We start from the raw sequence: 17,656 nt of genomic DNA on the forward strand, positions 1-17,656 counted from the left end.
ATTATTTTTTGATTTTTATTTGTATGTTCAGACTTATCTATTAATATTTTTTTACTTTATACATATATAAAAACATTTTTTAAATTTATCAGAATGAGTATAATACTCTGCCATAAAATACATTTATTTTCAAACACTTAATTATAATATTCTATAAGATTTATAATCTTATAATTGATCAGACTTAACATTTTTTGTAGGATATCATAATCCAGAAAAATTTATTTTTTTTACTAGAAATTGAATATATATTCTTGAGTAATCAGTAGCCTAATCCCGAAATAATTTAGTTACCAGGTTAGAATAAGGCAGACTCAGAATCATTTCATATCAAAAATGTGCATAGTTCTGAAAATATAGTTGAAAGTGGAAATGACTGCATTTTTAAGAAGATCTAGTAATATAAACTGTTTATAAATTAATATACACAAAATTTGAGTACAAATAGTTTCACTAAAGGTATCTAAAGCTGCCTTTCATTTCATAAGTATATAGAAACCAAACTTTTACAAATATGGTTTCTATCATTAGCATTGATTTTTAATGTAAGGGAATTTTTTTTGGGCGGGATGCAAGATATTCTATCGCTGCGATAACTTTCTGTCTGGCCCAGATATCAGATGCTAAAATATCATCTAATGTTGGATTTGTATGGTTTTGATTTTTATGGTGATCGCAAACCCACTCTATACAAAGGGGAATATCTAAGAATCTAATTTTCTCTTCTAAAAATAAGGCTACGGCTTGTTCATTGGCTGCATTTAGTACAGCCGGCATTGAGCCACCAATTTTTCCTGCGCTATAAGCTAATTGCATACAAGGATATTTGTGATGATCTGGTTCTTGAAAGGTTAACTTTCCAGACTTAACTAGATCTAATGGATGCCAATCAGTATAAAGTCTTTCTGGCCATGATAAAGCATATAATAGGGGTAAACGCATATCAGGCCACCCTAATTGGGCTAATACTGAGGTGTCTTGCAATTCAATTAAAGAATGGATAATGCTTTGAGGATGAATTACAATATCAATATGCTCATAATCAATACCAAATAAAAAATGAGCTTCAATTACTTCTAAGCCTTTATTCATTAAAGTGGCCGAGTCTACAGTTATTTTCTGTCCCATCGACCAATTAGGATGTTTTAAGGCATCAGCAACAGTAACATTAGATAATTTAGCTATTTCCCAGTCCCGGAATGCGCCACCGGAAGCAGTAAGTATAATCCTCCGTAAATCTCTTGTTTGTGTTCCTTGTAAACACTGAAAAATTGCGGAGTGTTCTGAATCTGCTGGTAATAATTTAACCCCATACTTTTCTACTAAGGGTAAAACTACTGGTCCCCCAGCAATTAAAGTTTCTTTGTTAGCAAGAGCTATGTTTTTACCGGCTTTGATTGCCGCAATAGTGGGCAATAAACCCGCACAACCAACAATACCCGTAATTACAGTTTCCGCATTGCCATAACCAGCCACTTCAATAACTCCTGTATCCCCGGCTAAAATGATTGGCTGGGGATTGACATCCATTATCGCAGCTTTGAGGTTAGGAAGTTTTTCCTCTGCCCTAATTGCAACTATGCTGGGTTGAAACTGTTTTATTTGAGCAGCTAACATTTCCACATTATTTCCTGCAGCTAATCCTATAACACTGAAGTGTTGAGGATATTGGGTAACAATATCTAAAGTTTGACTTCCGATAGAGCCAGTGGAACCAAGAAGAGTAATCGCTTTCACAATTATTGAATTATTGACATACAACTCAACTATAAATTGATAAGTGATAATTTCTATTATCATCTAAGTTATCAATGTCCAGATATAACTTTCCACTACCACTGTTGAAGCCTGCTTTACTTAGGATTAAATTCCAATACCAAGTGTTAAAATTCACATTTTTATGATGAGCATAATAAATTTTAATTATGATTTTTGGATTTATATATCAACCTAGCAATATTTATATTAGCTATATACTTGTAAAATGGTAGTTGCCAGTGGATAGTTTTGACTTAAATGTATTAATAATCATCATATCTACACCATCATCCTGGTATTGCTGGGTACCAAATCAAAAGTCTAAAGCATCAATTTATTTTCCTGAACTTGCCACATGATCAAGTTAATCTTGCACTGAAGGGTGAAGTTTTCTACTCTAATAAATATGATATTTTCTTATAATCCTTATCATTACCTATAGATATTAATTACTTACAGTAAATCAATCCTCTACAACTTTTGAGTTTTATCAATTTCCTTGACTGATAGATGTAATATTACATTGGCTAAATATCTCATAGAAAAATGATAAATACCAAATATTTGTATAGATTTGTCAGGCAAATTTTCAACAAGTAAGTTTGGTATATATAGATAAAAAAGACTTATTCTCTCTACTCTTATTTAACAAGTTTTTCAGATATACTTAGTATTAAAAACATTGCATTTATATTTTTAGCAGCAATGCAATAAAAATACTCAATTAAATGGATTTTAAAATATTCCCAGTATTTCAGGGTATATTACTCATTATTAACTTAAAAAATAGTACATGAATTGTTCTTGCTAAAATTTACCTTAATAATAGAATACTTAATAATTCATTTATAGTCAAAAAATCAGCAATCATGTAGATTAAACTAATGATGATGGAGTTTTCTCTGAATATAAGTAATTTTGCGGAGTATCAATAACAACCATCTCGTGTCAAGACTAAACTTATATACTAGAGTTGAACTATGGTGATAGGAAGTGTTTAGGCTCTATTCACACTACCTTTAAGTTTTATCAAATTAAATCAATCTCTCATAGTTATTAAAACACTATTAAATATAATAGCTTAACATTTAGTTTGTGAACTCTGGCAGAATGCACATGCTGAAAAATAGGAATAAAGTGATTACGCCGGATATTTGTTTTATAAACTCTTATACTTTGCGTCAATTATGGGCTGTCATTGAAGAAAATGAAACAAGTACTCTTCTTAAATTTGGAGATGCCGAGCTTGTGGAGCAATTACTGGGGCAACTGCAAAATAAAATTGTCATGAGTCGTGAGGAAGTTAATACTATAAACAATTACTTGAATTCAAAGGTATCCCTGATTCGGGATTTAGCCGAAGGGAATTCATTTTAGAAGAAAGCGAATAGTTTTAGACTTAGGACTCACTAGTTTGCTTATTCTCTTGGAGGCCTCTTCTCTCCATGACTATAGTACCTAAAACTTTATCTCAAGCGGGTGGACATGCCTACTGCTAGCTAATCCAAAAGCCATATGAACTGCTTTCAGTGCTTGTATGCCTTCTGATTCATCTACAACACAACTGATTTTAATTTCAGAAGTAGTAATCATTTGAATATTAATATTGTGTTTGGCTAATGATTCAAACATTTTTGAAGCTACTCCTGATTGTCCGCACATCCCTGCACCAACAATACTGACCTTAGCAATTGAATTATCTAAAATAACTTCCCCCCAGCCATATGTAACCGCATTTTGTTGTAATAAATGTTGGGCAACTTTAGTTTCGATACGTGCTACAGTAAAGGCTATATCCCTAGTAGGAACCCCGTCAATTACATGACAACGCTGAGATTGGATTATCATATCTACACTAATGTTACTATCTGCTAGTAAGCTAAATATCTTCGCTGCCATTCCTGGACGATCAGGAATATGACGAACTGCTAACCGGGCTTGTTTCATGTCTAAAGCTACACCAACTACTGATGTAACACCGGGGATTTTAGGGGTAGTAGATATTATGTTGCTTTGTATATTCGTCTCACTGACTTTAAAGGTTTCTCTCAAAACACAAACAGCTCTGTCACAATCCGCATAGTTAATAACACAACTAACCTTGACTTCACTAGTAGAAATCATTTGGATATTAACCCCTGCATCAGCTAAAGCAGTAAACATCTTAGCTGCAACCCCGGGATTACCAATCATTCCTGCTCCAGTAATACTTACCTTGGCAATATTTTGTTGTACTATTAACTCTGCCTCCTGATTATGATCCATACTGGAGTAATTGCAAAACATAGGAGTTATTGCAGCAGCTACAGCTTCTACTTTCTTTACAATCGGTTTCAATACGGTAAAGACAATATCATTTGTACTACCCACATAAATAGATTGGATAATCAAATCTACATCTATTTCTTGACCGGCTAATTCCCCAAATATTAGAGCTGCAACCCCTGGTTGATCAGGAATACGTAAAAATGCAAATCTTGCCTGGTTAGTATCAAATTCTATACTATCTACTGGGCATGCCAATTCTAAATTAATTAGTGGCTTTCTAGAATAAGTTGGTGCTTTTACACGAGTCCCCAGCTCTTCTGTCCAACTAGAGCGTACTGCCAAATTTACACTGTAATTGCGAGCAATTTCCACTGCACGGGGATGTAATACTTTTGCTCCCAAACTAGCAAGCTCTAACATCTCATCACAGGTAATTTCATCCATTAATTGTGCTTCTGGAACAAAGCGCGGGTCTGTAGTTAGTATTCCTTGAACATCAGTATAAATTTCACATAAATCTGCACTAAGTGCAGCTGCCAGGGCTACTGCAGAAGTATCAGAACCACCTCTACCCAGGGTAGTAATTTCCAAATCAATAGCATTCGTAACACCCTGAAAACCCGCAACTACAACGACTTTACCCTGTTTTAAGTATTTTTCTAGACGTTTTGTCTCAATATTAAGAATACGGGCACGGGCATGCTGAGCCTCAGTAATAATTCCTACTTGAGCTCCAGTCATAGAAATCGCTGGTTGTCCAATTTCTTGTAATGCCATACTTACCAAGGCAATAGATACCTGCTCTCCAGTAGAAAGAAGCATATCTACTTCTCGAAGACAGGGATTAGCAGAAATATCCGCAGCTAATTGTACCAAGTTGTCTGTAGTACCTCCCATAGCTGAAACAACTACCACCACAGAGTTATCGGCTCTTACTGTATCCTGTACACGCTGTGCAACCGCCTGGATGCGTTCAACGGAACCCAAAGAAGTACCACCGTATTTTTGAACTATAAGAGCCATAAATATAACTTACTAAATTTGTTGTGCCGAACTAACCAAAATTCTGCCATATATCTTTGCTTAGAAAGAACTAAAAGCTTATCCAATATTTAAATTACCAAAAATCGTAGGCATAATTTACTATTAACTCATATTGTATTTACATCTTTTCAAGATGAGTTATTGACGGTATTTTTAATCCAAATTGGTATAACTTCTGGAGTAATTGCTTTGAGTTTTTAATCGAAGTAGTCTGTTCAAGGAAATTAAGAATCATTTTTGTATCTCATTATGTATATTAAATTTTTGTTTAGCTCTGACTTTATAAGGTCAAGGTGTCGGCTAGGAACACTTAAAATTATTTATTTTTCTAATCATAATTTCTAGAAAATAACTCGAGGTTGAATTTAAAATTATTTAAATCTATCTATTAATGAAACTTGTTTCCATGCAGAAGTTAAATCAGACCAACACTACACAGTATTAGTTAGCATGAAGCAACTATCAAAATCTCGATTATGTTGTTATAACAAATACTGAAATCACCATAGAATTCCATTATAGTAAAAGCATCTCCACAAAATTTATATAATTAAATTTACTCTTAAACTTTTGCTCTTTTACTGTTAACTTAACATACCATAAATATTTTTTTTGATGAGGATAAGAATATTTGTACTGCTCTTAAATTTATAAAAAGTCGTAAATATGCTACAACAAGCTTAGAATAAGAAAACAAAAGGTATTATAAATATTTATTCTAAACTTATAGAATAAATATTTAGCCGAATATATGCACCTTAATGACCACAAATATGCCTCGGATTGTTGCTATTTTAGCATATCCTTATAGATAGAAATTAATTAGGATTTGCTATGCTAGGATTTACCTCAACCTCACTCTTCTTAATTTAATACTTAGGATAACAGAGCAAACTGCATATTATGTTTATACCTTTTTCTCTGGTGTATCTTCTATCACAAAATACTTGTAGTATTTAAACTCAGTATTCGGCAGCTATAAAATTTAAAATAAAAATATTATAATAAATAGTCTAAATTTATCCCAAATACTATCTATGACTCATAGTTTAGGTACATATAAGCTATGAGTCAATTCTCTATGAGAAGATACCGCTTCAACTTCAACTACAATAAAAATATCCAATTTTTATTGTAGTTGAAGTTGATATATATTTAATCATCAATAATTAAATAACTATTAATAGAAACCAGATTGAGAGTTACATGATTAATTATAATCTGGATCTCTAAATTATCTTTCTCCAGTTGTAATATAACCAATTTAAATATTGTTGAATTGGTTATATTTTATTTTTTGATAGAGCAATTACATATTTTCTAGGTGTTAAGATATTAAATTCTTATAATATTATATAACTGGATGGTAATCTAATTAAAATGAGATTGTTTTAAGATAAATCAAATAAACAACAAAGAATAGTTATATTTTTCTCATACAAATAATTATGAGAACATTCTTAATAATAAGTGTCTATCCCAATATTTTATATGAGTTGTTTATTCACCATAAATATATTAATATTAGCGGTTTTGGGTTAAAATTTGTTTCCTAGTTATACTAGATAATCGAGGGAAAATTTTACCGGGTCATTTGAATATCAACATTGCTGCAAAAAGGAAATGCATAGGTCTCTAGAAATGCTATATCCTACTACAAAGTAAAAGGTAAATATTATATTAATTTAAATATAGCTGGCATACATTTAAGGTATAAATAATGTCATCATACTGATTTTATCAAATATCAGTGCGATTAGCAGTCAGATAGGCTAGAGTAAAATTACTAGTGAATCTATATATAATCAGCTAATATATTTCAGTTTTTTTGATTGTTACTTTGACTGGTTATTTGAGCTGGGTAAAACAAGAACATTTAATACTGGGGAATCAATTTGAGTTGAATTATTTGGTATTTGTTGTCTTTTACGCCATACTTGTTTTTGCTTTTTTCTAAATTCAGATGCAATTGAATCAATCGTTCCTGTACTGTTGTAGGCATCCCATCTACTATTTGTTAGTTGGGCACAGTGAATTATACTAAACATGTTAAAATTTTGAGTATTAGCACATAAACTACCTGAGTTATCGCCGGAATAACCTGGTTGGTTATCGGGTTGGTTTGATTGAGCTAAGCTGGCTTGGATTGTTAATAGATAAATAACAATAGTTCCCACAATTGTTACAGTTGTATAACTGATAATAGGTTGCAATTTACTGTTCATAGGGGTTTAACATAAATGTATTTTACAAATAAGCAGGGGCTTAAAAAAAAGAGCAATAACATGCCCATATGACATGAGTAAAAGTAATTGGTTTGCTGTATTAGACTTTATTTTAGTAGACTTAATTTTCATATGTCTACCTTCATAATGTACTAGTTTTATGAAACCTGAAAGAAATTAGTGTGTATTTAAGTATATTTTGTTCTTTTTCCCATTATTAATTTTAGATATCAACTCGTAACTAGAGTATAAACCTGATTATAGTAAGCCTGATATTATCCTGAAAGTAGTAATTGCTACTAGTATTGATGACTGAGGGACCCATTTATAATTAAACTTAGCCACTGTTTAGGGTTTTCCAGAGGGTAACTATCCCAATTAAGTTTAAATTTTATTACAGTCCGCAGTATATCTGCGTTTATATTCTGATTTTTTAAAGTCATTAATTCACTTATGGGATATGCTGTTGAGTCTGTAGATAATTCATCTATATTTATTAACCTGATATTGTTTACTTCATTATTAGTTCTAATATTATAGTCTTACTCTGCTGTATTATAATTACCCATGGTTAATGGTCGCAAGTAAACTGACCATGGGTATTTTCTATCACCGTAAATAGGTAAAAGATACTGGGAACGAAAATCAATCTATCAATATTGGATTTAGCAAAGAGGGGAGTTGTAGTATTTATATTTTGCTCTACTAGTAATTTAGCAACAAGTTTACGGTCACAAATATCTTCTTGAACAAACGGCAAATTTTCTTTCTCAGCTAGCCAGGTTTTTATGATACCTGCAGATGGTTTTGATATTAACAATACACAAAGTTAAAACTGATTAACCCTGCACCAACATTTATAAACAATTGACAATTAGCGAAGCATACAATAGACTCCTTAACAATTTTGCCAAACTCAATATTTATCACACTAAAATTCAGAATAATATTTTAGGAAAAAGAGAAGAAAACAAAGAGTTCTTAAATGTATTCATGTGCACGATGGAAATAGCAGAACATACACTAAATTAATTGATTATTTTCTCAAGAGTGGGGTTATTGTTACAGAACAGGTGGTAATTTTACTATCATGAATACGTGAAGACCGATCTTGGTAATATCTAATTTATTTTTAAAATAGTCATTAAAGAATAGATTTATTTTTTATCCAGCTGAAAATTTGAGGCTAAGCATAGCTGTAGGATTTAGCTTAATTCAGTTTATATATCCGTGAAATTTTTTCTTCAAAAAGTCTATGCAACCCAATAATCCCAACCAGTTTACAGAGAAAGCTTGGGAGGTAATCAACCATACTCCTGATATTGCCAAGCAAAATCAACAGCAGCAAATTGAAAGTGAACATTTAATGAAAGCAATGCTGGAACAGGAAGGTTTGACCAGTGCAATATTTGCGAAGGCAGATGTAAATACTAGGAGACTATATGATTACACTGGTGATTTTATCAACCAGCAGCCAAAATTATCCGGTAGCATTAATTCTTTATACTTGGGGCGTAGTTTAGATCAACTTTTAGACAGATCTGAAGTCTGCCGTAAAGAATTTCGAGATGAATATATTTCTATTGAACATCTATTGCTCAGTTATGCTGAAGATAACCGATTTGGCAAAAGTTTATTCCGGGAATTTGGCTTGACCGAAACCAAACTAAAAAATGTTCTTAAACAAATTCGTGGAAAGCAAATAGTGACTGACCAAAATCCCGAAGGCAAATACCAATCATTGGAAAAATATGGGAGGGATCTTACTGAAGCAGCCCGCCAAGGTAAGCTTGATCCAGTTATTGGAAGAGATGATGAGATTCGCCGTACCATTCAAATTCTCTCTCGTCGCACTAAGAATAACCCAGTCCTTATTGGTGAACCAGGGGTAGGAAAAACTGCGATCATAGAAGGTTTAGCACAGCGTATTATTGCTGGTGATGTACCCCAATCTCTGAAGGAACGCAAATTAATTGCTTTAGATATGGGATCTTTAATTGCGGGAGCAAAATTTAGGGGTGAGTTTGAAGAACGACTCAAAGCTGTATTAAAGGAAGTAACGGGAGCTGACGGTAATATAGTCCTATTTATTGATGAAATTCACACCGTCGTTGGTGCCGGAGCAACTCAAGGAGCTATGGATGCTGGTAATTTGCTCAAACCTATGCTGGCACGGGGTGAATTGCGTTGTATTGGAGCAACTACTTTAGATGAATATCGAAAGTATATTGAGAAAGATGCGGCTTTGGAAAGACGTTTCCAGCAAGTGTACGTTAATCAACCAAGTATAGAAGACACTATTTCCATTTTGCGGGGTTTGAAAGAACGGTATGAAGTACACCATGGGGTGAAAATTTCTGATAGTTCTCTAGTAGCAGCTGCTATGTTATCTAGCAGATATATTAGTGACCGTTTCCTGCCAGATAAAGCTATTGATTTAGTAGATGAAGCAGCAGCAAGATTAAAAATGGAGATTACCTCTAAACCAGAGGAGTTAGACGAAATCGACCGTAAGATTTTGCAGCTAGAAATGGAAAAACTATCTCTACAAAAGGAGAGTGATATTGCTTCCAAGGAGCGTTTAGAAAAGCTAGAAAAAGAACTAGCCGATTTTAAGGAAGAACAAAGTACACTTAATGCCCAGTGGCATTCAGAAAAAGATGTAATTACCAAAATTCAGTCCGTAAAAGAGGAAATTGACCGAGTAAACCTGGAAATTCAACAGGCAGAACGGAATTATGACCTAAACCGTGCCGCCGAGTTAAAGTATGGTAGGTTAACGCAATTACATCAGAAACTGGAAATTACTGAAGCTGAATTAACACAAGCTCAGGGGAGTGGTACTTCTTTACTTAGGGAGGAGATTGCAGAATCAGACATAGCGGAAATAATTTCCAAGTGGACTGGGATTCCTATGAGTAAGTTAGTAGAATCAGAGATGGAAAAGTTACTCGGTCTCGAAAACGATTTACATCAACACGTTATTGGACAGGAAGAAGCTGTCACTGCTGTTGCTGATTCTATCCAACGTTCTCGTGCCGGTTTGTCCGACCCCAACCGTCCTATCGCCAGTTTCATCTTTCTTGGTCCTACAGGGGTAGGCAAAACAGAATTGGCTAAAGCATTAGCGACATGTATGTTTAATACAGAAGAGGCCATGGTACGGATTGATATGTCTGAATACATGGAAAAACACACAATTTCTCGGTTAATTGGTGCACCTCCTGGATATATTGGTTATGAAGAAGGGGGGCAACTGACCGAAACTATCCGTCGTCGTCCCTATGCCGTAATTCTCTTCGACGAAATAGAAAAGGCACATCCAGACGTATTTAACATCTTTCTTCAAATATTAGATGATGGTCGTGTAACTGATGCTCAAGGCCATACAGTGAGCTTTAAGAACGCCATTATAATTATGACTAGCAATATTGGTTCTCAGTATATTCTGGATATAGCTGGTGATGATTCCCGCTATGATGAAATGCAGCGTAGGGTAATGGGAGCAATGCGGACTAATTTCCGTCCGGAATTTCTCAACCGAGTTGATGAGATTATTATCTTTCATGCACTATTAAAAGAACAGCTGCAGGAGATTGTAGGGTTACAAGTAGAAAAACTACGCCATAGGTTAACAGATAGAAAAATTTCTCTCAAACTTTCTAATTTATCCTTAGAATTTATAGTTGGAGTTGGATTTGACCCTGTATTCGGTGCTCGTCCACTTAAGCGGGTTATTCAACGAGAACTAGAAACTCCAATTGCTAAATTGATATTACAGGGTGAACTTAGTGATGGTGACATCGTATACGTGGATGTGGAAAATGAACGTCTTTCATTCAAGTGTTTACCTGTAGAGTCTATTCCTAATTAACTTGTAAATACCAACGAATACTGCTCAAAGACGTAAAGGCATGATATTATGAGTTTACGTCCTTTTCTAATGCGTTTGAGGTAGTATTTTGAATTAACGCATAGCAACAATATTATAGGCATTAGCAGCACTACTAAGTTATGTGAATAATTAACTATAAAATTGTGAATTACCATTTATATAATCATATAGTTTGCCATAATTTTTCAAAAAATTTCGTTCCTAAATAACAATTCAGGTATGGGAGTATCGACTGAGTTGAACGTACAAGTATGTATTTTTAGAAATAAGCAGGGTTTAACTTGAATTAATTGAGATATAATTTATTTTTGTAATTGATTACAATATAAAATTGTTTAATTTAGCTACATCAAATATTATTTCTCTAATAAAAATTATCTATCTAAAGCAATAGAATGTTATTCTATCAACTTTTAACTTTTATTATTTTATGCTCAAGTAAATTTACTATACTTAGTATCTTGCATACTAAAATCATAATATGTAGGTAAGCTACTATTATGATGTGCTGAATACAAAAAAATTGTGAATTAATTTTTATTGAAATCAAATGAGACATACTTACTTTTTAAGTATTAGTCTTTGTATTGTTTACCATAATAACTATCCCCTAGATTTTGACCAGGAAATGAAAAATTTTATAAGTATTCTTATTATATAAATCTTTTAAATTTTTATCATAGTAATTGTTTTTTGTATTACTGGTTATTTATATAGCTCTGTGATACTTATCAAAAGACTCAGCAAATTACTATATAGTTATATAATAATTTGAATTTTATTAAAGCTACCTAATTTTCTTAGTATTTCAAAACATTTAATAACTTCATTAGTACTTATGAAGAACAAAACTCAAGCTTGAATATTATATTTAATTATGGGCTAATAAATCTGAATAATATCTGATGTAATTACTTACCTATTACAAAATAAGTCTTAAGGATAGAAGTATCTTATAGATATATTAGGATGATAATTTTTGGTTTGTGTTAGTGACTTTTAACTGCATAAAATTATGAATAATATATATAATAATTGATTGTTTATAATACCATAACTTACAGAAATAAAAGTTATGGTATTATTTATTGCTTCTTCAATTTCGCAAGACATTTTTCTGTTTTAGGGTGAGAATAGCAGTGAAAATTGATATGGCTGCACCGATATAAAATACATTGACTCCTCCATATTTCCAGACTCCTCCTAAGAGAACAGGGGATAGAAATTGCCCTAAATAGCTTGCTCCATTTCCAACCGCCAAAATGCTAGAACGGACTCCTGGAGGATTTGTTTGAGCCAAGGAATTATAAAGGTTTGGCATGACAATACCAAACCCAATGCCAAACATGATAGCAAGTAAAAAAATTAGTTGAATTTGTTCAATGTGAGGTATAGTTACCAATGAAATTGCCATAACAACAAAGCCAAAGGGCATTGCATGAGCTGCCCCAATATTCTTGGCTAGTTGACTAGCACTAAAAGCGGAAATAACTGCTGCACCGACAGCTCGAGATGCAACAATCATTCCGTTCAGTAGCGTATCAGCGCCAATGGTAGCTTTGAAGTGCAAAGGGGCATAAATTATAACGATATAGAAAATAGCTGATGTTAAACCCAAAGCCAAGAATAAGGTAACATTACCAGGATTTTGTAGATTTTTGATTAGCTTTCTGTTATTTCTAGGTAGAAATTGGCCAGATTTTGATCTCTTTTGTGGCTGTTCATGTAACAATAATGCTGCAAATAATGTTACTGGCAAGCTCAAGGCATATAAATAGAAGGCATATTGCCAATTTACCGCTCCAAGCAGACCGCCTAACAAGGGGAAGAAAATACTAGTAATTGAAAATATACTAGAAGCATAACCCAATACTCGAAATCGTTCATCACCCTCATACATGTTACTTATAATACCAATACTTGCAACTGCGATGCCTCCGCTTGCTATTCCTAGTAATGCTCTACTCAACAACAATGGTAGGAAACCAGGCATAAATGCCCCTGAAATTCCAAATACACAATAACTAATTAAAGAGGGAATTAATACCTTTAATTCACCAATTCTATCCGCCAATATACCTAGAGCTGGGCTGAATACTGCTATAGTCAGACAGTGCATACTCACTAACATGCCTGCCCATCGAGGATCTAACTGCATTTGAATCACTATTTCCGGTACTACAGGAGATACAACTCCCCCAGTAATAGAGGTTAAACACCCTGATGAGAATAATACTAGCAATTTAGATATCTGCTTACGAGGTACAACAGTATGAAGCATAATAATATTTTATTATTGTTAATTTTTATTAATTTTTTGGTTTATTGTAATGATAATCAGCAATTTCGTATTTTCTACAAGGAAATAGGGTGTTAGATATGTTTCTTGATGACTAGCAAGAATGTTTTGCTAATTAGCAGTTTAAGGTTGTTATTCTTCTCGAGATAGATAAAGATAAACCGGAAATGTTTTCTATCACTTTAATATATGGGTAAATTTAGACTGATTCATGTTATAAGTACAGCAAGAGACAAGTCCTGATTTCAAATATATACATAACTTTAATATGCAAGTGAAAAGCGAAAAATAACAAGCAAAAAATAATATCCATATATTTTGGCTTCTGATAACATCCTGATATAACAAAGTTATGTTAAGACATAAAAGTTATTTCTGGAAATAACTTTAAGAACTCAGTGAGTAGATTAGAAGAATAATTATCTAGGAACAAAGTCTCTAAATAAAATTCAAATTTCAGATTTCATAACCATATCAGTTAGAGACTGATTCATGTGACCATATTCTTCTTAAGAATTAGTTACTAGAGTTTTTTATTATCAAGGGATTGTTGAGCTATCAATATTAGATATAATCATATCAATATTAGATATAATCAATTTACTGAAACTATTTCTGTATGAATTCTCAATAATCTGCAAAACAATAAATAGTAATTATTAGAAATCTTTTTAATAGTCTTGGCTTAGTATTAATTATTTATAATTGATACAAATTAGGTAATTCTTAGACATATCAATTACCCCATAAGTATTCATATCTGTATATCGAGTCCTAATTACTTTGAAGTAATCTATTTCAAGTCCTACAACCTAATACTAACAGAGATTTACTATTTTTGACCCATGCATAAATCAAGTAGAGACACATCAGAGCGGAAATACTATTGTTGTGTCTCTACAATTAACTATTTGTTACTTGGAGAAACTAGTAAATGGGAATAGTTACAATAAAACTCATTGTTTTATGAATATTTGCCAATTTTTTTACTGTTTGTTTCACGGACTGCCTGTCATGTTTAGTCTTGCTAGATAAGGTAAGAAACTAACTATTCCAGGGAAAATGATAATCAAGACTAGTACCACTAATTGCAAAAGTATAAACGGAATTACTCCTCGGTAAATATCACCGGTGGTTATTTCTACAGGTGCTACACCACGCAAATAAAAGAGTGCAAAGCCAAAAGGTGGTGTTAGGAAAGAGGTTTGTAAGTTTGCTCCTAAGATCACTCCATACCAAATTAGATCAATTCCTAATTGTTGGGCTACTGGCACAAATAAAGGAATAACAATGAAGGCGATCTCAAAAAAGTCAATAAAGAAACCTAACACAAATACTACTGCCATACTTAATGCTAAAAAACCTACTTTCCCTCCAGGTAGATGAACAAGAAAGTCAGAGATGAACTGATCACCATTTAATCCGCGAAACACTAAGCTAAAAGCAGTGGAACCCAGGAGGATAAAAAGAACCATACTAGTAATACGCAAGGTTGCATCACATACCTGCTGTAAGTTTTGCTTACACAGTTTGCCATTGAATGAAGCTAAGGCCATAGCACCTACACATCCAACTGCTCCTGCTTCTGTTGGGGTAGCAAAACCAAAAAATATACTGCCTAGTACCAGTATAATTAATAGCAAAGGTGGTAGCATGACCTTTACTACTCTTTTCATCAATGCTTTGCGCCCGATATTACGGACTTCTGCGGGTAAAGCAGGTGCAACATCTGGTCTTAAATGGGAAACAACCAATATGTGAAGGACAAATACTCCTGACATCATTAATCCGGGAATTAATGAACCAACAAACAAATCTCCTACGGATATTCCTAATTGATCCCCTAAAACCACCAGTACTACACTAGGAGGAATAATTTGTCCTAAGGTTCCTGAAGCAGCAATCACACCAGCTGCTAATTCTTTGTTGTAATTGTAACGCAACATTATGGGCAGGGAGATTAACCCCATGGTTACCACTGTAGCTGCTACCACTCCGGTAGTCGCTGCCAGTAAAGCACCTACAACAACAACAGCTAGAGCTAATCCACCACGCAAACGTCCTAATAAGATTCCCGAAGTTTCTAACAATCTTTCAGCTATATCAGTTTTTTCTAAAATAGCCCCCATAAAAATAAAATAGGGAATCGCTAATAGAGTAGTATTACTCATAATGCCAAAGATACGTTCAGGCATTAAACTGGCTAAACCCAAATCAAATATTATTTGGTCTGGGTTTAATTCTTGGAAGATAATACCAATTATGCCAAATAGTATAGATACACCACCAAGGGAGAAAGCAACTGAGTATCCTAAGGATAGTAATAGTAAAGCCCCTGCAAACATTGCTATACTCAGCCACTCATGAGCTAGTGTCATGGTTTTCCTCCTGTGATGCTAGCCTGTCAGTAAGAATTGCCATACTTTTTATGGCTTCAGAAACCCCTTGAAAAATGAGTAAGACAAATGCAATAGGAATTAGAGTTTTGATGGGATAACGAGGTAAACCACCAGGATCAGGGGATATTTCCTGGTCCATCCAGGAGTCAAGAATTGTACCCCAGGAAAAAATAATTATTAGTGTGCAAAATGGGATTAAAAATAATACACTTCCTAATAAGTTAATTAGTGCTTTCCGTTTTGGGGAATATTTGCTATACAAAATATCAACGCGGACATGTTGGTCATTTTTGAGAACATAGGCTGATCCCAATAAAAATACCAAATCAAAAAGATACCATTGGGTTTCTATATAAGCATTAGAACTCAGTTCTTGACCGAAAACACGTCCTAAGTATCGGCCAACAACATTCAAGGCACTAATTATCACCATAACTAGTACCAGCCAACCAGTAGATTTGCCTATACATTCATTGCAAATATCAATAAATCTTGACACACGCAGCAGTTTTTTCAATACCCTGACCACTTAAATACTTATACACTTAGACTAGTTTACACCTGTAAACTAATATTAGTTTATTAGATTTTATATTAGGTAATTAATATTTATTCTTCTTATTCCTTATTATCCCCTATATTAATTACCAGGTATGACATTAAGAGTAGCCAACTTTAGATTTTTATAAGCAAGTGATTATACTTCAAATAAAAATATCATATCCTTGGGTTAGTTTTTGCCGCTACTATTACCATTTTGCCGCTACTATTACCATTAAATCCTCTAGCAATAAACAAACCACAGTAATTCTGAGTATTTTTAAATCTTTGATTCCACTTTTACATATCTAGGATATGAGCTGTATCAGCTTTTAAAAATCTCTCTAATTTAAGAATAATTAATTATTTTTAGTTTACAACACTCCTATATTAGAGGAGTCTTTATACCAGTAATTAGCCTCTGGATTAAATGATACGGCTTTAAATGCACCTATTTTTTAAACATTTTTAATTATAGTTTTAGCTTCGGGTTAGGGTATTTAAATCATAATTTTAGGGAATTTACCAACAATTTGTGGAATTTACTGCACCTCCTGACGTTTTGCTATCTAGTATAAATATTCCAGCATGTATCAGGAATTAACACTAAATTTCAAAATTAAATCTTCTGAAATCAAATAGTCTTGCAAAGATTGAAGCATATAATATGTTGAAAATTCCTAAATTACCCTCTTTGGACAGTTTGGCAATTAATTTCATCACTTCTTATACTTCGAGTATTGTAACAATGAAAAAATTTGACTAACTATATTGTTCCTTGTTTCTGATGGCATACAGGGAATTATTAATTGTTAATAATTCCCTGTAAATGAGTAAATGGGGTTGGGTAGAAAGGCAATAAAAATAAATATTAGCCACCATATTAGAGTTTAGTAATTAGTGCATTATCTAAATAATAAATAGCTCAATAATAGGGAAATAAAAGCCAAAAATAAGTTCCAGATAATCTAGACAGTATACCTCTCAAAGGCTATTAATAAGTTACCAAAAATGGGTTGTATATTACACTATAATATTGTTAATTATTTTGTTGACTAAGTTATTATTTAAGTCTGGATTTAGATATTTATATGTAAATATCCATAATATACATGATTATAACAGGTTCAGGTAACTGCTAATTTGAAATTATAACTAAAATTTATTTAGAAAATATAATTATTGAATTAAGTATATACAGGAAGTAAACCGATCTATAAAGTTTATT

General features: G+C 33.0%; 9 protein-coding genes. 2 read left to right on the top strand and 7 right to left on the bottom strand.

Annotated features, from left to right (window positions below; all coding sequences use genetic code 11):
- Positions 1–540: 540 nt before the first annotated feature.
- Entirely contained in the window at positions 541–1,737 is a 1,197-nt protein-coding gene (gene dxr / locus RINTHH_RS06685; protein WP_044304812.1) for a 1-deoxy-D-xylulose-5-phosphate reductoisomerase, read from the bottom strand.
- A 1,158-nt stretch (positions 1,738–2,895) separates the two neighbouring features.
- Here dxr and RINTHH_RS06690 point away from each other — a divergent pair.
- A complete protein-coding gene (locus RINTHH_RS06690) occupies positions 2,896–3,135 on the top strand; it encodes a hypothetical protein (protein WP_408005760.1) in 240 nt (79 codons plus the stop codon).
- Positions 3,136–3,216: 81 nt separating this feature from the next.
- On the opposite strand, the gene RINTHH_RS06695 is transcribed toward RINTHH_RS06690, so the two are convergent.
- From RINTHH_RS06695 to RINTHH_RS06705, 3 genes are all read right to left on the bottom strand, one after another.
- Positions 3,217–5,049 carry an aspartate kinase gene (locus RINTHH_RS06695; protein ID WP_008234519.1) on the bottom strand — a complete coding sequence of 611 codons (1,833 nt, stop codon included), beginning with the start codon at positions 5,047–5,049 and terminating at the stop codon, positions 3,217–3,219.
- A 1,856-nt stretch (positions 5,050–6,905) separates the two neighbouring features.
- On the bottom strand, positions 6,906–7,295 hold the full coding sequence (locus RINTHH_RS10165) for a hypothetical protein (RefSeq protein ID WP_052312034.1): 390 nt from the start codon (positions 7,293–7,295) through the stop codon (positions 6,906–6,908).
- 571 nt (positions 7,296–7,866) lie between these two features.
- Entirely contained in the window at positions 7,867–8,115 is a 249-nt protein-coding gene (locus RINTHH_RS06705) for a hypothetical protein (RefSeq protein ID WP_231291167.1), read from the bottom strand.
- Positions 8,116–8,550: 435 nt separating this feature from the next.
- On the opposite strand from RINTHH_RS06705, the gene clpB reads away from it, so the two are divergent.
- On the top strand, positions 8,551–11,169 hold the full coding sequence (clpB, locus tag RINTHH_RS06710; protein ID WP_044304810.1) for an ATP-dependent chaperone ClpB: 2,619 nt from the start codon (positions 8,551–8,553) through the stop codon (positions 11,167–11,169).
- A gap of 1,117 nt (positions 11,170–12,286) precedes the next feature.
- Here clpB and RINTHH_RS06715 read toward each other — a convergent pair.
- The 3 genes from RINTHH_RS06715 to RINTHH_RS06725 all read right to left on the bottom strand — a co-directional run bounded on the left by RINTHH_RS06715 (position 12,287) and on the right by RINTHH_RS06725 (position 16,405).
- A complete protein-coding gene (locus RINTHH_RS06715) occupies positions 12,287–13,471 on the bottom strand; it encodes an MFS transporter (protein ID WP_044304811.1) in 1,185 nt (394 codons plus the stop codon).
- A 1,016-nt stretch (positions 13,472–14,487) separates the two neighbouring features.
- On the bottom strand, positions 14,488–15,867 hold the full coding sequence (locus RINTHH_RS06720) for a TRAP transporter large permease (protein ID WP_008234543.1): 1,380 nt from the start codon (positions 15,865–15,867) through the stop codon (positions 14,488–14,490).
- A complete protein-coding gene (locus tag RINTHH_RS06725; RefSeq protein ID WP_008234545.1) occupies positions 15,851–16,405 on the bottom strand; it encodes a TRAP transporter small permease subunit in 555 nt (184 codons plus the stop codon). Before RINTHH_RS06725 ends, RINTHH_RS06720 begins: the two co-directional genes overlap by 17 nt.
- Positions 16,406–17,656 lie beyond the last annotated feature (1,251 nt).

Source organism: Richelia intracellularis HH01 (assembly GCF_000350105.1).
Taxonomy (GTDB): Bacteria; Cyanobacteriota; Cyanobacteriia; order Cyanobacteriales; family Nostocaceae; genus Richelia; species Richelia intracellularis.